15 protein-coding genes are annotated in these 16,431 nt (G+C 64.9%); 7 read left to right on the forward strand and 8 right to left on the reverse strand.

The window, feature by feature from the left end; all coding sequences use genetic code 11:
• Positions 1–301: 301 nt before the first annotated feature.
• From A9K65_RS04325 to A9K65_RS04360, 8 genes are all read right to left on the reverse strand, one after another.
• The gene (locus A9K65_RS04325) at positions 302–1,240 is read right to left on the reverse strand and encodes an alpha/beta hydrolase (RefSeq protein ID WP_064992687.1); all 939 of its coding nucleotides are present in this window, start codon (positions 1,238–1,240) and stop codon (positions 302–304) included.
• Positions 1,237–1,917 carry an isochorismatase family protein gene (locus A9K65_RS04330; RefSeq protein ID WP_064992686.1) on the reverse strand — a complete coding sequence of 227 codons (681 nt, stop codon included), beginning with the start codon at positions 1,915–1,917 and terminating at the stop codon, positions 1,237–1,239. The genes A9K65_RS04325 and A9K65_RS04330 overlap by 4 nt, the downstream gene beginning before the upstream one ends.
• A gap of 103 nt (positions 1,918–2,020) precedes the next feature.
• Positions 2,021–3,325, reverse strand: coding sequence for a Xaa-Pro peptidase family protein (locus A9K65_RS04335; protein WP_064993007.1), 1,305 nt, complete (start codon positions 3,323–3,325; stop codon positions 2,021–2,023).
• 121 nt (positions 3,326–3,446) lie between these two features.
• Entirely contained in the window at positions 3,447–4,439 is a 993-nt protein-coding gene (locus A9K65_RS04340; protein ID WP_064992685.1) for a GlxA family transcriptional regulator, read from the reverse strand.
• 334 nt (positions 4,440–4,773) lie between these two features.
• Positions 4,774–5,955: a PLP-dependent aspartate aminotransferase family protein gene (locus A9K65_RS04345; RefSeq protein ID WP_064992684.1), complete on the reverse strand. Its 1,182-nt coding sequence runs from the start codon at positions 5,953–5,955 to the stop codon at positions 4,774–4,776.
• Positions 5,952–7,391: a pyridoxal-phosphate dependent enzyme gene (locus A9K65_RS04350; RefSeq protein ID WP_064992683.1), complete on the reverse strand. Its 1,440-nt coding sequence runs from the start codon at positions 7,389–7,391 to the stop codon at positions 5,952–5,954. The genes A9K65_RS04345 and A9K65_RS04350 overlap by 4 nt, the downstream gene beginning before the upstream one ends.
• Positions 7,392–7,682: 291 nt before the next feature.
• Positions 7,683–9,017, reverse strand: coding sequence for an FAD/NAD(P)-binding protein (locus tag A9K65_RS04355; RefSeq protein ID WP_064992682.1), 1,335 nt, complete (start codon positions 9,015–9,017; stop codon positions 7,683–7,685).
• Positions 9,018–9,048: 31 nt separating this feature from the next.
• Positions 9,049–9,519, reverse strand: coding sequence for an Rrf2 family transcriptional regulator (locus A9K65_RS04360; RefSeq protein WP_013528705.1), 471 nt, complete (start codon positions 9,517–9,519; stop codon positions 9,049–9,051).
• A gap of 639 nt (positions 9,520–10,158) precedes the next feature.
• Here A9K65_RS04360 and tauA point away from each other — a divergent pair.
• From tauA to A9K65_RS04395, 7 genes are all read left to right on the forward strand, one after another.
• A complete protein-coding gene (tauA, locus tag A9K65_RS04365) occupies positions 10,159–11,172 on the forward strand; it encodes a taurine ABC transporter substrate-binding protein (RefSeq protein WP_064992681.1) in 1,014 nt (337 codons plus the stop codon).
• A 159-nt stretch (positions 11,173–11,331) separates the two neighbouring features.
• On the forward strand, positions 11,332–12,123 hold the full coding sequence (locus tag A9K65_RS04370; protein WP_013528707.1) for a taurine ABC transporter ATP-binding protein: 792 nt from the start codon (positions 11,332–11,334) through the stop codon (positions 12,121–12,123).
• The gene (locus tag A9K65_RS04375) at positions 12,120–12,980 is read left to right on the forward strand and encodes an ABC transporter permease subunit (protein WP_064992680.1); all 861 of its coding nucleotides are present in this window, start codon (positions 12,120–12,122) and stop codon (positions 12,978–12,980) included. The genes A9K65_RS04370 and A9K65_RS04375 overlap by 4 nt, the downstream gene beginning before the upstream one ends.
• 31 nt (positions 12,981–13,011) lie before the next feature.
• The gene (locus A9K65_RS04380; protein WP_013528709.1) at positions 13,012–13,197 is read left to right on the forward strand and encodes a hypothetical protein; all 186 of its coding nucleotides are present in this window, start codon (positions 13,012–13,014) and stop codon (positions 13,195–13,197) included.
• Between the two features lie 242 nt (positions 13,198–13,439).
• Positions 13,440–14,393: a sulfonate ABC transporter substrate-binding protein gene (locus tag A9K65_RS04385; protein ID WP_157678448.1), complete on the forward strand. Its 954-nt coding sequence runs from the start codon at positions 13,440–13,442 to the stop codon at positions 14,391–14,393.
• 91 nt (positions 14,394–14,484) lie between these two features.
• Complete coding sequence (ssuD, locus tag A9K65_RS04390) at positions 14,485–15,648, forward strand: FMNH2-dependent alkanesulfonate monooxygenase (protein WP_064992679.1); 1,164 nt, start codon at positions 14,485–14,487, stop codon at positions 15,646–15,648.
• Positions 15,645–16,421, forward strand: coding sequence for an ABC transporter permease subunit (locus A9K65_RS04395; protein WP_064992678.1), 777 nt, complete (start codon positions 15,645–15,647; stop codon positions 16,419–16,421). Before ssuD ends, A9K65_RS04395 begins: the two co-directional genes overlap by 4 nt.
• Positions 16,422–16,431 lie beyond the last annotated feature (10 nt).

Raw genomic sequence — 16,431 nt, forward strand, 5'->3', positions numbered from 1 at the left:
CGACCGCCGGGGCGCCGTTGCCTGAGGGGGAATGATAGAGCGGGGTGACGCTGCGGAGTGTTCGCTTTTCCGCAGTGATTGTGCGGGGTTCCGCAGGGCTAATCTCCCCCCTTGAGGGGGAGATGTCCGGCAGGACAGAGGGGGGCGCCAAGGATCGCAAACCTTCGGTGCACTTCGTTACCAAGACACGTCAGTCTGAACTTCAATCAGAAAGGTAGGTCGGCGGGACAGCGCCCCCCTCTGCCCTGCCGGGCATCTCCCCCTCAAGGGGGGAGATTGGCGCTTTACCGTCGGCAACTGCTCAATACGGCCACTCGCCCTTACCCAGCGCGCCAACAATCCGCGCAAACGCTTCCGCCGCCGCAGGCACAGTCGTCCGTGCACGCAGGAAGCTGTGCACCAGCCTCGGCTCTTCGTGCCACCACGCCTTGCCGCCGGCGGCCAGAATGCGGTCGCGATAGGCCTCGCCATCCGACGACAGCGGGTCGCATTGCGCCGTGACGATCACCGTCGGCGGCAGGCCGGTGAAATCCTTGTCGCGCAGCGGCGCAAAAGTCGGATCGTCGGGTGACTGCCGCCGGGCCGAACGGACGTCGCGGTAGAAGGCGATGTCGGCCACCGACAGCAGCGGCGCCTCGGCGTGCTCGATGTAGGAGCCGGCGCGCTCGTCGCCGCCGAGCTCGGGATAGATCAGCACCTGGCCAATGGCAGCGCTGGCATGGCGGCGCGTCGCCTGCGCCACCGCGGCGGCGAGATTGCCGCCCGCACTTTCGCCGCACAGCACCAGCGGCAGGCCTGATGTCGCTGCTGCCCATTCGAAGGCGGCCACCGCATCGTCGAAGGCGGCGGGATGAAGATGCTCCGGGGCCAGCCGGTAGTCGACCGACAGCACGTCGAAACCGGTGCCGGCGCAGAGCTCGGCGCAGATGTCGTCATGGCTTTCCAGCCCGCCGAGGATGAAGCCGCCGCCGTGATAGTAGATCACCATCGCCTGGGCGGCCTTGCCCGCAAGCCGGTAACGGCGGACCGGGATATCGCGGCCGGCGGCGGCGATCAGCCCGTCGCTGGCCTTGACGCCGGCCGGGCGGCCCTGGTGGAAGGCCCGGCTCATCCGGTCATAGACGGCGCGCTGCTTGTCGATTGGCAGGCCGATGATTTCGGGCGGATACCAGGCGTTGACGGCGTCGATATAGGCCCAAAGGGCCGGGTCGAGCCGTGTTTCGTAGGGGCCGCGCGTCATAGATCGGCGTAGAGCGCGGCCGCGTTGTCGAAGGAGAAGCGCAGCGGCACCGAGCCCTCGACCTGCCAGACGGTGACGGTTTCGCCGGCCAGCAGCCGGCAGGCGCCGTCGGTGTCGGTGACGGCGCCGCCATAGAGCCGGTTGGCGAGGTTGAGGATGCCGGTCTGGTGCATGGCCGCGCTGCCGCTGCCGCAGGCATCCTTGACCAGCAGCACGCGAAAGCCTTTGGCCACCGCATCCTTGACGGAGGCGTCGATGCAGGCCTCGGTCCAGACGCCTGCGACAACCAGCCATTCGATGCCTGAAGACTTGATGTCGCGCGCCGCCGGCCCCGAACGAAAGGCACTGGCCTCGGCCTTGATCAGCAGCGCCTCGCCCTTGGCCGGCGCCACCTCATGGCAGATTTCGGTCAGCGGATCGCTCTTGTCGGAAAAGGCCGACTTGCCGTCCTCGCCAAGCGGATGAAAGGGGCGGTCCTGGCTGTCGAGATCGACGATGTAGGCCCAGTGGTAGAGCGGCACCTGGTTCCGCCGCGCCGCCGCCTGCAGGCGCTGGACGTTGGCGAGGATGCTGCTGAAGCCTTCAACCAGATAACGCGGGTCCTGCCGGTGCTCTTCCTGCAGGTCGATGAAGATCGCGGCCACGGTGCCGCGCTTGATGGAGATGGGCGTTTTCATGCGGCGCCTGCGTGATGCATGGGCGAGGCAGTCAAAGACCCTTCCGTATGCCGGCGGGACAGAGGGGGGCGCCAGGCAACGAGGCGCTCATTGGTTGCCCGTATCAAACCTGTGTCTCCAGAAACTCGTCCTCATAAGGAAAGCGCGACAGCAACTCCGTGCCCGTCTCGGTGATCAGGATCTCGTCCTCCAGCTTGACGCCCTCGCGGCCGCCCTTTTCGCCGATATAGCTTTCGACGCTCACCACCATGCCTGGCACGATATGGCCGTCGCGGCCATAGGTCTCGTAATCCATGGCATGCGCGATGAACGGCGTTTCGCCATGCATGCCGACGCCGTGCATGACCGAGGTGTAGCGCTGGTCGACGAAACGGTCGGGGATCTTCCACGCCTGCTCGGCGATCTCGCGGAAGGCCATGCCGGGCTTGACGACCCCGATGTTGTGCTGAACCTGGTCGTGCGCCATGCGGTAGAGCGACTTCTGGTAGGGCGTCGGCTTGCCCGGCCCGCAGCGGAAGGTGCGCGAGAAATCCGAATAATAGCCGTAGCAGCCGATGGTGTCGGTATCGAGCGCCAAGAGTTCGCCGGGGCGGATCTTGCGGCCGCTGGCCTCGTTGAACCAGGGGTTGGTGCGCTGGCCTGATGTCAGCAGCCGCGTCTCGATGAACTCGCCGCCCTGGCGGATGACCTCGCCATACATGATGGCGAACAGGTCGTTTTCGGAAACGCCGGGCTTGATCGCCTCACGCACCGCATAGACGGCAGCCTCGGCGCCGGCCATCGACACCTGCAGGCATTTCACTTCCTCCGGCGTCTTCACCGCGCGCACCGCCAAAATCTCGCCCTGGCAATCCCTGACCTCACAGCCGCGCTTTTCAAGCGCCAGCGCCTGCAGATGGCTGCAGCGGTCGAGGCCGAGCTTCATCGAGCCGCCGCCATGCTTTCTCAAAAGCTCGGCGATCTCGTCGGCGAACGGACCTGCGGTCTCGTCGTCGCGGCCTGAGACCGACGACCAGACCAGCTTGGAAGGCCGCGCCTCGTCGATCGTGTCGAGCACCATGGAGACATGATAGCTCTGCGGATATTCGAACAGCACGATCGGCCCGTCGGTCGGGATAAAGAAATAGCGGGTCGAGTTGCGCAGGAAATAGCCGAACATGTTGCGCGAGCCTGTGGCGTAGCGCTGGTTGTACGGATCGAACAGCACCACGCCGCCATAGCCGGCCTTGCGCATCCAGCCGCGCAGCTTGGCCAGCCGGCCCTTGCGCAGGGCGTCGGCATCGATGAAGGACGGTTCGGTGTCCGACAGCCACATGCCGCCGGCCGGATCGGCCGCCGCGGGGTGGCGCATGCGATCCTTGAAGTCCACGTCCTCGGTGCTGTCGGGGTCGAAAACGACGATGCTCATGGGCTCGGCCTTGGCTGGGTTGCGAGGTCGCAGCATGGCGCAGGCGAGGCGGATGGATTGTGCGGAAAACCGCATGTGTTGTGCGGGATGCCGCTGGCCTAACAAGAGATGCGCTAACCTCTCACAGCGTCAGCGAGCGCCAAGCCCAATGTCGTCTCGCCAGTTTCGGCGGGTGCCCATGCTCCTCGCGAAACGCCCGGGCAAAGCTCGACATCGAGGCAAACCCACATGCCAGCGCCACGTCGCGCACGGCGAGCGTCGAATGCGCCAAAAGATCGGCGGCGCGTTTGAGCCTCAGGCGCCGGTAGTAGCCATTGGGCGAGATGGCGAGTTCGGAGCGGAAGGAGCGCTCGAGCTTGTCTGAGGACACGCCGAGCTTCGCGGTCAGCTCGGCCATGCCGAGCCGTTCCTCGACCGCATCCTCCATGATGGCGATGGCCGACAGCACCAGCTCGTTCTGGACCCCGGTGCGCAGGCGCAGCGGCATCATCTTGCGGTCGATGCTGGAGCGCAGCTGGCTGTGCACGAACCATTCGGCGACGCCGGCGGCAAGCTCGGCGCCGTAATCGCGGGTGATGATCTCCAGCATCATGTCGAGGCTGCCGACACCGCCGGCCGAGGTGAAGCGCTTGCGGTCGATGACATAGAGGTCGCGCCTGAGCTCGATGTTGGGGAAGGCTTCGGTGAAGGCGGCCTGGCTGGTCCAGTGCAAGGTGCAGGCATGGCCGTCGAGCAGGCCGGCGCGCGCCAGGAAGAACGCGGCATCCGCCACCGCACCGATATGGGCGCCATTGCGCAGGCTCTTGCGGATCCAGTGTGCCGCGTCCTCGGCGACGAGGTGATCGGCATCGCCGCCCGAGCAGACGACGATGCGGTCGACCTTCGGGGCATCCTCGGCGTAAAAGCCCGGCTGGATGACGACGCCGTTCGACGCCTCGACCGCACCCTTCGTGCCGCCGACGATGATCCAGCGATAGCATTCTCTTTTCGCCAGGACATTGGCGGCGCGCAGCGGCTCGATGACCGAGCTGAACGCCATCATCGGAAAACCTGGGAACACCAGCACGGCGAAAGTGAGGGGTTCAGTGGGCTTGGGTGGTTCGCGCGTGGCCATGGGGCGCTACATTTCGGGCAGATGGGGTTCGGGGTCAATTGGCCGGTCCATCATCATAAGACGTCGGCGCCGCCCTTTGCCCTTCCTCTCCCCCGTCGATCGGGGGAGAGGTGTCGAGCGAAGCTCGACGGAGTGGGGGTCGACCCTCGCCGCGCGCCTGAGGTCTCTTGCTCGTCAGATTGTGCCTGTCTTGCGGCGACTGCGCGTCTGCGAACGCCTTCCCCCACTCCGTCTCGGCTTCGCCGAGCCACCTCTCCCCCCCTCCGGAGGGAAAGGAAAGGAGCCAAGGCAGGGCGATGAGGGGCAACGCTGAAGTTGCAAGTTGATTGAGCTTTTAACCCCCCAGCGCCTGATCCAGATCGGCGATCAGATCATCGCCATCCTCGATCCCCGCCGACAACCTTACCAGGGAATCCGATATGCCGATCTCGGCCCGTTTCTCCGCCGGTATGGAGCCATGCGTCATCAGCGCCGGGTGCTCGATCAGGCTCTCCACACCGCCGAGGCTTTCGGCGAGCGTGAACAATTGCGTGCGTTCGAGGAACTTTTTGGTGCCGGCTAGGTCGCGGTCGAGCACGGCCGTGATCATGCCGCCGAAGGCATGCATCTGCTGGACGGCGACGGCGTGCTGCGGGTGGCTGGCGAGGCCGGGATAGATGACGCGGCGGACGTCGCGGCGCGCTTCCAGCCATTGCGCGATCTTCAGGCCGTTGGCGGAATGGCGCTCCATGCGCAGCGCCAGCGTTTTCAGCCCGCGCAGCGCCAGAAAACTGTCGAACGGGCCCGAAATGGCGCCGATGGCGTTCTGCAGGAATTTCAGCTGGGCGGCCAAATCCTTGTTATCGCCGACGACGGCGACGCCGCCGACCATATCGGAATGGCCGTTGAGATATTTGGTCGTCGAATGCACGACGATATCGATGCCGAGCTCCAGCGGCCGCTGGATATAGGGGCTGCAGAAGGTGTTGTCGGCGACCGACAAAATGCCCTTGCGCCTGGCAAGTGCGGCGACGCCTTCGAGGTCGACGATGCGCAGCAGCGGGTTGGTGGGGGTTTCGACCCACAGCATTTTCGTCTCGGGCCGGATCGCGGCCTCCACGGCGGCAAGGTCGGTGAAGTCGACGAACGAGACCTGCAGATTGGCCGAGCGTTTGCGCACCCGCTCCATCAGCCGGAAGGAACCGCCATAGATGTCGTCGGTGGCAACGATATGCGCACCGGAATCGAGCAGCTCCAGCACGGTGGCGATCGCCGCCAGCCCGGACGCGAAGGCGAACGCAGCCGAGCCGCTTTCGAGATCGGCCACGGCGCGCTCGAACGCAAAGCGCGTCGGGTTCTGGCTGCGGGCATATTCAAAGCCCTTGTGCACGCCGGGCGATTGCTGGCCATAGGTCGAGGTGGCGTAGATCGGCACCATCACCGCGCCGGTCAGCGGGTCGTGGCTCTGGCCGCCATGGATGGTGCGCGTCGAGAAAGCCAGACGGTTTTTCCCGGCTGGCGGAGTATTGCTGGTCATCGTGCGCGCCTCAGATGGTTGATCAGATCGATGCGGGTAATCAGGCCGACGAATTCGTCGCCGTCGAAGATGATGGCGACCTCGTTGCGGTCGAACACCGGCAGCAGCGCGTCCAGCGTCTGGCTGGCCTGCAGCGTGTGCAGGTTGGAGGTCATGGCCGTGCGCACCGGGCCGTTGAAGCGCTCCCAGCGGCCGTCATAAGGGCCGTCGACCTTGGCCAGGATGTCGCTTTCGTCAACGATGCCGACGAGCTTGCCATTGTCGAGCACCGGCAGCTGCGAGACATCGGAGCGGCGCATGCGGCCATAGGCATTGAGCAGGCTTTCGTCCGGGCCGACATAGACGGTGTCGCCGGTGCGGTGCGAGCGCATCACCAGGTCACGCAGATCGCCATGCTGCTCGTGCTCGGCCAGCCCCTGCTCGGCCAGCCAGAAATCGTCGAACACCTTCGACAGGTACTTGTTGCCGCTGTCGCAGACGAAGGTGACGACGCGTTTGGGCACCGTCTGCTCGCGGCAATAGCGCAGCGCCGCCGACAGCAGCGTGCCCGAGGATGAGCCGGCAAGAATACCTTCCTTGGACAAGAGGTCGCGCACCGCCAGCATGCTCTGCTTGTCGGGGATCGAATAGGCCTTCTTGACCAGCGACAGATCGGCATTGGGCGGCACGAAATCCTCGCCGATGCCTTCCACGGTCCAGCTGCCGGCCTCTTCCATCTTGCCAGTCTTGATCAGCGGCGCCAGCACCGAGCCGACCGGATCGGCCAGCACCATTTCGGTCTTCGGCGACACTTTTGCGAAGTAGCGGCCAAGCCCGGTCAGCGTGCCGCCCGAGCCGACGCCGACCACCACGGCATCCACATCACCGTCGAGCTGCGAAAAGATCTCCGGGCCGGTGGTGGTTTCATGCGCCAGCGGATTGGCCGGGTTGGCGAACTGGTTGGCATAGAAGGCGCCGGGCGTTTCCGCCGCGATTTTCTCGGCCATGTCCTGGTAATATTCGGCATGGCCCTTGCCGACATCGGAGCGCGTCATGCGCACTTCGGCGCCGAGCGCGCGCAGGTGCTGGATCTTTTCGCGCGACATCTTGTCGGGCACGACCAGCACGATGCGGTAGCCCTTGGGGATGCCGACCTGGGCGAGGCCAAGCCCGGTGTTGCCGGCGGTCGCCTCGACGATGGTGCCGCCGCGCTTGAGCTTGCCCTGCTTTTCAGCTGCGGCGATCATCGACAGCGCGATGCGGTCCTTGATCGAGCCGCCGGGGTTCTGGCTTTCGAGCTTGATGAACAACCGGCATTTGCCGGTGTCGAATTTGGTCAGCTCGACCACCGGCGTCTGGCCGATCAGGTCGAGTACCGACTTGTAGGGCGGACGCAGGCGGGACAATTCGGCTTCCGAGGGGGCACTGTCCAGTGCGGCGATCTCATGCTCGCTCATATCGATGCTCCATGACCAAGCGACCGCCTCTGGGCAGGGCGGCAGCGTAGCCTCTTTTCCAGCCCTTTGCAGTCGGAAAGAAGATAGATCGTGCCAATCAACCGGCCAGATGCGGAATGAAATTCCGGTTTGTGCCTCAAGGGCTTGGAGGGTGTGTCGAGATTCAGGTCAGGCCGAGCCGAAAATGGCAGATTCCGAGAACCGGAGCAGAGCGTACTTTTGGGTACGTGAGCACCGGAAGCCACAGGAAGCCGCATTTGCAGGCCGGCATCACCTGAATATCGACACAGCCTACCCCAGCAGCTGCTTGCTCAGCCTCGCACACTGCACGCGGATATCGGGGATGGCGTCGATCTCGAAGAAGGTGCCGCGCGTCAGCGGGCCGACGGCGAGGATCTTGGCCGAAACGGTTCCGTCGCCGGCGATGATCTCGCATTTGGTCGATACGTCGAGGCCGATGCGCAGCGGATCCGGCCTTGCCAGGCCGCGGTCGACCAGCGAGCGCACGACGCTGTTCGACGAGGTCGAGATGTCCCTGACGATGCCAGAGCAATCGTAGATGCGGGCGACCTCGAAGGTCTCGAGACGCTGCGTGTGACGCGACTGGACCTGGACGGTGAATTCGCCGTTGCGCGCAATGTCGACGACGCGGCCGGCGACCAGGCGGATGCGGCCGGATTGCACGGCCTCGGTGACACGGGCGTAGACCTCGGGCGCCATGCGATGGCGGTGGATGTCCCACCAGGCCTTGGTGTGCTCGACGAAGCGGCGCTTGGCGGAAGCCGGCCAGTTCTGCCAGATCTTCTGGTTGAACGGCCGCAGCCCGTCGACGACGTCACGCCAGTCGATGCCGGCCTTCTGGTTTTCCTTGATCAGGTCGCGGAACCAGCCGACGAAATAGGAGAGCTGCGTGCCGAGCGGAATGTCGGCGACGTCGAGCTTGATCGGATTGCCCTTGCGATGCGGCGAGGGCAGCAGGCCGCGCCTGGACACAGCTATGATGTCGCCGCGATGGCCGCGTTGCTCCAGCGCCAGGAAAGCATCGACCATGCTGAGGCCGGTGCCCAGCACCATGACGCCGGCGTCCGGGGGAAGTGCTGTATCGGCTTCCGATCCCATCCTGATGGCATGGCCTTGCGCCGGCTCCTCGTCATGGCCGGTGGCCAGCACGGCGAGATGCGCAACCACGCTGGTGCCGTTGGCCAGCGCCACTTCGACGCCGGAGGCGGTGGGCGTGATCGAGAGGCTTTCCTCGCGGATCAGCCGAAGCCGACCGCTCTGCTTTTCCCGCGCTTCCAGATCGACCAGCAACTCGCCGAGATAGCGGGCATAGATGCTGCGTGGCGCATAGAAGGGCGCCTCCTCAGCCGTTGCCAGGCCGCGTTCCTGAAGCCAGCGCCAGAAATTGCCGGGATCGTCGGCATAGGCGCTCATGCCGGCGGCGCTGACATTCAGTACATGCGCCGACAGCAGCGTCGAATAGGCGATGCCCTGACCGAAATGCGGGCGCCTTTCGATCAGCGTGACGCGCAGGTCGGGATTGGGCGACTTCAGGAGATGCGCGGCCAGCACGACGCCGCTGGCGCCGCCACCGACAATGATGATGGAGTTGGCGCGCCCGGTCATAGGCATGCCTTCGCTCTGCGCAGCGCCAGTGTCAGGCCTGGACCTTCACCGCGACCGGCAGATCGCCGATGCCGACCGACAGGTCGTCGAGAGAGATATCGCGCATTTCGGCGAGGCTGCGCTGATCGAGCACCTCGGCGATCGCCTGCCGGACCTCGAGCATCAGATGTCGGACTTGGCATGTCGCCTCGTTGCAATCTTCACAGCGCTGGTACTGGGTGCGGCTGGCGCAGGGGATCGGCGCCAGCGGACCGTCGAGGACGCGCACGACATGGCCGACCTTGATCTCGTCGGCGGGCCGCGCCAGGCGATAGCCGCCATCCTTGCCCTTGCGGCTCTGGACGAAGCCGGCATTGCGCAACTCGCCCAGGATGGCGTCGAGAAATTTCTTCGGGATGTTGTTGCCGGTGGCGACGTCGTTGACGAAGGCGAGCTGCCCGGCCGGCAATCGCGCGAGGTGGACAAGCGCCTTGAGGCCGTACTTACCTTTTTTGGTGAGCATGAGATCAAATTTTCTCTGGCATGCGACTGCATGGAACCATCGGTTGCAAAACGCCTGGCGTGCGTTGCCGCCGCGTCCAAGCCCGCATGACACATAAATTCTAGTGACATGATGTACAAGCCGAGAACTGCTGATTTTGCTTCGTTTTCAAGCCGCGCGGGCCATTTTGACCAGCCTTTGTGCCCACAGGGACACAAAAGCGCACGAGTGGGGGCGCGATCATCGCGATATGGTGACTGCTCATCGTCGCCTCCAGTCTCAATGTCGATAAGATTACTATACTTACCCTCGAACACGCGGAATGGGTTGTCAAATCGGCGGTTGTTTGAGGCATGAATTTGCCTGGAAGAGGCCGGAAGCGGGAATTCTAGTTCGCGGTGGGCGTAGGCGGAGCCATCACGGCAGTTCAGGAGGTTAAAGGTCGGTGGGACAGAGGGGGCGCTGGCCCGCCGGCGTCGAAAGGTCTGCCCTGTGGCGACACTCTGCCCACCGCAACCACCCTATCCGCCTCACCACCTCACCATCGACAGCTTTTTTCTAACAAGCCCGCCTTCGTTGGAAGGATTTAACTCTACAAGAACCATAGAATTAGCTGACTATTATGAAGCATTCCGGTTTTTCTCTTTTCAGGAGCCCTTCATGTCCACCATTTCGCGACGCATTGTTCTCCTCTCATCAGCGGCACTTGCCGGCGCGGCCTTCCTCGGCCCGGCCCTGGCCGACGACCTCAAGATCACCATCGGCTACCAGACGGTGGTCGAACCCTCGAAAGTGCCGCAGGCCGACGGCGCCTATGAAAAGGCGACTAAGGCCACCATTGATTGGCGCAAATTCGATTCCGGCGCCGATGTCATCGCCGCGGTCGCTTCCGGTTCGGTCGATATCGGCTATGTCGGCTCGAGTCCGCTGGCGGCGGCGGCGAGCCGCGAATTGCCGATCCAGACCATCTTCATCGTCGGCCTGATCGGCGAATCCGAGGCGCTGGTGGCACGCAACGGCGCCGGCATCGAGAAAATAGCCGACCTCGCCGGCAAGAAGGTCGCCGTGCCGTTCGTCTCGACGACGCATTACAGCCTGCTCGCGGCACTGAAGCATGAGGGCGTCGATCCGAAGTCGGTCGAGATCCTCAATCTCAGGCCTCCGGAAATCGCCGCCGCCTTTTCGCGCGGCGACATCGACGCCGCTTATGTCTGGGATCCGGCGCTCGGCCAGATCAAGACGACGGGCAAGGTGGTGGTGGATTCCTCGCAGGTCGCCGCCTGGGGCGCGCCGACCTTCGACGCCTGGATCGTGCGCACCGACTTCGCCGAAAAGAACCCGGAAGCGGTGCGCGACTTCGTCAAGGTGACGGGCGCGGCATATGCCGAGTTCCTCGCCAAGCCCGAAGCCTGGTCGGTATCGTCGCCGCAGGCGGCCGCGATCGCCAAACTCACCGGCGCCAAACTGGAAGAAGTGCCGCAACTGCTCAAGGGCTATGTCTTCCCGACGCTCGAAGAGCAGGCCTCCGACAAATTCCTCGGCGGCGGCACGGTCAAGGCGATCGAAGCGACATCCACCTTCCTCAAGGAGCAAGGCAAGATCGACGCCGTGCTTCCCGACTATTCGAAATACGTATCGTCGAAATACGTCACCGAGGCGCTCGCCTCGAACTAGTACTCGCTTAACGCAATTCCGGACGGAAAACCGCTTCACACTTTTCCTGGAATTGCTCTGAACGCGCGCGGATCTTTTTCCCTAACGCCGCGTGCTGACTGCCCCGGAACCGCTGACGAGGGCCGGGGCAGTCGGATTTCAACGAACCGCGAGGCATCCATGCCGCATCTCGTGCTCGACCCCCATCTCGTACTGGACAAGGTCTCGATCCACTATGACGGCCAGGCAGCGCCTGCGGTCGAGCGGGTGTCGATCGATGTCGCCAAGGGCGATTTCGTCGTGCTGGTCGGCCGTTCCGGCTGCGGCAAGACCTCGCTGCTCAACGTCGCCGCCGGCCTTGTCGCGCCGGCGCGCGGTACGGCTTCAATCAACGGCAAGCCGATCACAGCACCTGGCTCGGACCGGGCGGTGGTGTTCCAGAACGATGCTTTGTTCCCATGGCTGACGGCGCGCGAAAACGTTGCCTTCGCGCTCAGGCTGCGCGGTGTCGCTCCGGCCGAGCGGGCGCGGCGCGCCGATGAGCTGCTGGCGCTGGTGAAGCTCGCCGACGCCGGCGACAAGTGCATCTGGGAGCTTTCCGGCGGTATGCGCCAGCGTGTCGGCCTGGCCCGGGCGCTCGCCGCCGAACCCGAATTCCTGCTGCTCGACGAACCGCTCGGCGCGCTCGATGCGCTGACGCGCGAGCGCATGCAGACGACGCTGCTCGATCTGTGGACGGCAAGCGATGTCGGCGTGCTGATGGTGACGCATGGCATCGAGGAGGCGCTGGTGCTGGCCACCCGCATCGTCGTGCTGGCGCCTGGCCCGGGCCGCGTGGTGCAAACTTTCGAACCGGGCTTCTCCAGGCGCTACGCATCGGGCGAGGCCATCCGCACCATCAAGGCCGACCCGGCCTTCGCCGCGGCGCGCGGCGAACTAACCGACGCGATCTTCGAAGGAGAGGCGGCATGACCGTTACCTCCTACACCGAGCGGCCGGGACACAAGGTCGACGAGACCGACGGCCTGTCGGTGCCGTGGTCGCGGTCCAGCCCGAAACGCAAAGGCGTTTCCGCGCGCGCGGTCAGCGTGGTGACCATCCTGGTGGTGCTGGCGCTGTGGGCGCTGTCGGCCCGCCTGCAACTGGTGTCGCCAGTGTTCCTGCCCTCGCCGGTTGCGGTGTGGAACAAGTTCATCACCGTCGCCCGCGACGGCTTCGTCGATGCGACGCTGCTGCAGCATGCCGTCGCCAGCCTGGGCCGGGTTTTCGCCGCGCTGGTCGCCGCCATCCTCGTCGGCGTGCCGGTTGGGCTCGCCATCGGCATCAGCACGATCGGGCGCGGCATCTTCGATCCGCTGCTTGAGTTCCTGCGGCCGATCCCGCCGCTCGCCTACCTGCCGCTGGTCATCATCTGGTTCGGCATCGGCGAACCGTCGAAGATCCTGGTGATCACTATTTCCATGCTGGCGCCGGTGGCATTGTCGACCGCGTCCGGCGTTCGCGGCGTTTCGCAGGAACGCATCAATGCGGCGCGCTCACTGGGTGCTACTCAGCGCCAAGTGGTCCGCCATGTGATCCTGCCGAGCGCACTGCCGGCGATCCTGACCGGCCTGCGCATCGCGCTCGGCGCCGGCTGGTCGACGCTGGTCGCCGCCGAACTGGTGGCGGCGACGCGCGGGCTTGGTTTCATGATCCAGTCGGCCGCCCAGTTCCTCGTCACCGACGTGGTGGTGATGGGCATATTGGTGATCGCGGCCATTGCCTTCGTGCTGGAATTCACCCTCCGCAGGATCGAGCGCGTGCTCGTCCCGTGGGCGGGACGCGAATGATTGGGAACCAGAAGAGCAGGAGAGAATGCCGATGACCCATTCCACCGCCGTGCTGTTCGCCCAAGCCGGCAACTGGCTTCTCGCCTGGACCAGGGAAAGCCAGCCGCTTGAACAGCAACCGAAATCGCCAACGCCGGTCCGCTGGGACGCCGAGCGCGACCGCCTGCCGCCACGCGACGAGAGTTTTTACTGGGCCTGGCAGTACTGGTCGCAGTGAGGGGATTGGCGATTGGCACTAGCCCCCGCGTCTTCGTCATCCTAGGGCGGAGCAAGGAGCGAAGCGACGCAGCGCAGACCCCAGGATGACGAATTCCAGGTAGCCAAAGAAGATAATTCCCATTCTCCCCTCTAATTCGCAAAATCATTCCTCTACTAAATTTATAGAATTACCTAACCTCATCCATCTTCCAACCGGCGAGGCCATTTCCGGCGCCGATCCGCAGCGAAGGAGAGGGATCAATGTTCAATCTAACGAGACGTGTTTTCGGCATCGGCCTGCTGGCGGCGACGGTTGCCGTGTCGTTCGGCGCCACGGCGCAGGAGCTGAAGCAGTTCAGCATCGGCTATCAGAAGACCGGCCTGCCGGTGATCGCCAGGCAGCAGCAGGTGATCGAGAAGGCACTTGAAGACAAGGGCGTGACGGTCAAGTGGGTCGAGTTCACCGCCGGTCCGCCGCTGGTCGAGGCGCTCAATGTCGGCGCCATCGATGTCGGCTGGACCGGCGACGCGCCGCCGATCTTCGGCCAGTCGGCCGGTGCCAACATCGTCTATGCCGCAGCGCTGCCGTCGAATGGCGAGGGCGAGGCGATCTTCGTCAAGCCGGCGTCGCCGATCCAGTCGGTCGCCGATCTCAAGGGCAAGCGCGTCGGTGTCGGCAAGGGCACCAGCGCGCACAATCTGCTTGTCGCCGCGCTGGAGAAGGCCGGCATCCCGTTCGACCAGATCACGCCGGTCTATCTCAGCCCGGCGGATGCGGCCGCAGCCTTTGCCAGCGACCAGATCGATGCCTGGACCGTCTGGGATCCGTTCTTCGCCATCGCCGAAACCCGCTACCAGCCGCGTGTGCTGGCCCGCTCCAGCGAGGTGCTGAAGGTCAACACCTATTTCCTCGCCAACAAGGATTTCGCCAAGGCGCATCCCGAAACCGTCACCACGACGATATCAGCCTTGGGCGAGGCGGCGAAATGGGCCGACCAGAACCGCGACAAGGTGGCCGCGGCGCTGCATGAGGTGACCGGCGTGCCGCTCGACGCGCAGATCATCGCCGCCAACCGCACCAAATTCGGCGTCTTCCCGATCACCGACGAGATCATCGCCGGCCAGCAGGCGACTGCAGACCGCTTCTTCAAGCTCGGGCTGATCCCGAACGCGGTCCGCATCTCCGACGCGGTGTGGACGGCACCCGGCAACTGACTTGTCCCCTGACGGCGCCGGATGAGAACGCCCGGCGCCATTTGCGTTCGCACCCATATCTCCAGGAGATCCGCCCGTGACTGTGCCAGACATGACCGCGCCTGCCAGCACCGCACCGCTCGATTTCTTCTGGTTCATCCCGACGCATGGCGACGGCTCCTATCTCGGTTCCGAGGAGCAGCAGCGGCCGCCCGAATTCGGCTACTTCAAGGAGATCGCGCAGGCGGTCGACCGGCTCGGCTTTCCCGGCGTGCTGTTGCCGACCGGCCAGAATTGCGAGGATTCCTGGATCACCGCGACGGGCCTCGCGACACTCACCGAAAAACTGAAGTTCCTGGTCGCGCTGCGGCCGGGCGTGACGCTGCCGACTTTCGCCGCACGCCAGACCGCCGCCCTCGATCGCTTGAGCAATGGCCGCCTGCTGCTCAATGTCGTGGTCGGCGGCAACCCGACCGAGCTCGCCGGCGACGGCGTCTTCCTGCCGCATGACGAGCGCTATGCCCAGGCGCATGAATTCCTGACCATCTGGCGCGGCCTAGTGTCCGGCGAGCGGGTCAATTTCAACGGCAAATATTACCGCGTCGAAAATGGCCGCCTCGACCTTCTGCCGCACCAGGAACGGCCGCCGCTCTATTTCGGCGGATCGTCGGATGCGGGCCAGGACCTCGCCGCGGACCTCGTCGACATGTATCTGACCTGGGGCGAACCGCCGGCACAGGTGGCCGAGAAGCTGGCCGCGGCGCGCGCAAAGGCGGCGCGGCGCGGCAGAAAACTGCGCTTCGGCATCAGGCTGCATTTCATCGTGCGCGAGACCGAGGACGAAGCCTGGCGCGCCGCCGACCGGCTGATCAGCCATGTCACCGACGCCCAGATCGAAAACGCGCAGGCGCGCTTCCTCAACCAGATGGATTCGGTCGGCCAGCGCCGCATGGCGGAGCTGCATGGCGGCCGCCGTGACAGGCTGGTGGTGTCGCCCAATCTGTGGGCCGGCGTCGGGCTGGTGCGCGGCGGCGCCGGCACGGCGCTGGTCGGCACGCCGGAACAGCTCGCCGGGCGCATCCGCGAATACCAGGCGATCGGCATCGATACCGTCATCGGCTCGGGCTATCCGCATCTCGAGGAGGCCTACCGCGTCGCCGAGCTTCTGTTTCCGAAGCTCGGGCTCGGCACCAGGCGGCAGCGGGCGCATGAGAACATCGCCAACGAATTCTCGGTCGGCTTCCATGGCGCCAACCGCCTGCAGGCTTCGTCATGAGCTTTTCCACGCGCCTGCATAGCAACGCCATCGGCTGGCTGCTGCCGGCGCTGATCATTGCCGGCTGGGAGATTGCCAGCCGCGCCGGCGTCATGCCGGCCAACGTGCTGCCGGCGCCCAGCGCGGTCGCCGAGGCCTTCTGGCGGCTGACGTTGTCGGGCGAACTGATCCGCAACATCGGCGTCTCGACCGCGCGCGCCCTTGCCGGCTTTGCCGTCGGTGGCTCGATCGGTTTTGCGCTTGGCCTTGCCAACGGGCTGTCGACGCTCAGCCGCGGCCTGACCGACACGACGCTGCAGATGATCCGCAACATTCCGCATCTGGCGCTGATCCCGCTGGTCATCCTGTGGTTCGGCATCGACGAGGAAGCCAAGCTGTTCCTGGTGGCGCTCGGCGTGTTCTTTCCGATCTACGTCAACACGCTGCTCGGCATCCAGAGCGTCGACCCACAGCTGGTCGAGATGGGCCGCGTCTACGGCATGGACCGTCGCACGCTATTCTTCCGCGTCATCCTGCCCGGCGCGCTGCCGGCGATCTTCGTCGGCCTGCGCTATGCCCTGGGCATCATGTGGCTGACGCTGATCGTCGCCGAAACCATCTCGGCCAGTTCGGGCCTCGGCTACATGGCCATGCAGGCGCGCGAATTCCTGCTGATCGATGTCGTCGTGCTGTCGATCCTGATCTATGCGCTGCTCGGCAAGCTCGCCGACAGCCTCGCCCGCCTGCTCGAGCGGCTGTCGCTCGGCTGGCATCCGGCCTTCCAGAACGGATGAGAGATTGCCC

This window comes from Mesorhizobium sp. WSM1497 (assembly GCF_001672455.2).
GTDB classification, from domain to species: Bacteria; Pseudomonadota; Alphaproteobacteria; order Rhizobiales; family Rhizobiaceae; genus Mesorhizobium; species Mesorhizobium ciceri.

Bases quoted from the DNA above. Each gene is read 5' to 3' on its own strand.
- A9K65_RS04385 (WP_157678448.1), top strand. From the start codon at position 13,440: ATGTTCAATCTAACGAGACGTGTTTTCGGCATCGGCCTGCTGGCGGCG.
- A9K65_RS04350 (WP_064992683.1), bottom strand. From the start codon at position 7,391: ATGAGCGAGCATGAGATCGCCGCACTGGACAGTGCCCCCTCGGAAGCC.
- tauA (WP_064992681.1), top strand. From the start codon at position 10,159: ATGTCCACCATTTCGCGACGCATTGTTCTCCTCTCATCAGCGGCACTT.
- A9K65_RS04345 (WP_064992684.1), bottom strand. From the start codon at position 5,955: ATGACCAGCAATACTCCGCCAGCCGGGAAAAACCGTCTGGCTTTCTCG.
- A9K65_RS04370 (WP_013528707.1), top strand. From the start codon at position 11,332: ATGCCGCATCTCGTGCTCGACCCCCATCTCGTACTGGACAAGGTCTCG.
- A9K65_RS04395 (WP_064992678.1), top strand. From the start codon at position 15,645: ATGAGCTTTTCCACGCGCCTGCATAGCAACGCCATCGGCTGGCTGCTG.
- A9K65_RS04355 (WP_064992682.1), bottom strand. From the start codon at position 9,017: ATGACCGGGCGCGCCAACTCCATCATCATTGTCGGTGGCGGCGCCAGC.
- A9K65_RS04380 (WP_013528709.1), top strand. From the start codon at position 13,012: ATGACCCATTCCACCGCCGTGCTGTTCGCCCAAGCCGGCAACTGGCTT.
- A9K65_RS04330 (WP_064992686.1), bottom strand. From the start codon at position 1,917: ATGAAAACGCCCATCTCCATCAAGCGCGGCACCGTGGCCGCGATCTTC.
- A9K65_RS04360 (WP_013528705.1), bottom strand. From the start codon at position 9,519: ATGCTCACCAAAAAAGGTAAGTACGGCCTCAAGGCGCTTGTCCACCTC.
- A9K65_RS04325 (WP_064992687.1), bottom strand. From the start codon at position 1,240: ATGACGCGCGGCCCCTACGAAACACGGCTCGACCCGGCCCTTTGGGCC.
- A9K65_RS04340 (WP_064992685.1), bottom strand. From the start codon at position 4,439: ATGGCCACGCGCGAACCACCCAAGCCCACTGAACCCCTCACTTTCGCC.
- A9K65_RS04375 (WP_064992680.1), top strand. From the start codon at position 12,120: ATGACCGTTACCTCCTACACCGAGCGGCCGGGACACAAGGTCGACGAG.
- A9K65_RS04335 (WP_064993007.1), bottom strand. From the start codon at position 3,325: ATGAGCATCGTCGTTTTCGACCCCGACAGCACCGAGGACGTGGACTTC.
- ssuD (WP_064992679.1), top strand. From the start codon at position 14,485: ATGACCGCGCCTGCCAGCACCGCACCGCTCGATTTCTTCTGGTTCATC.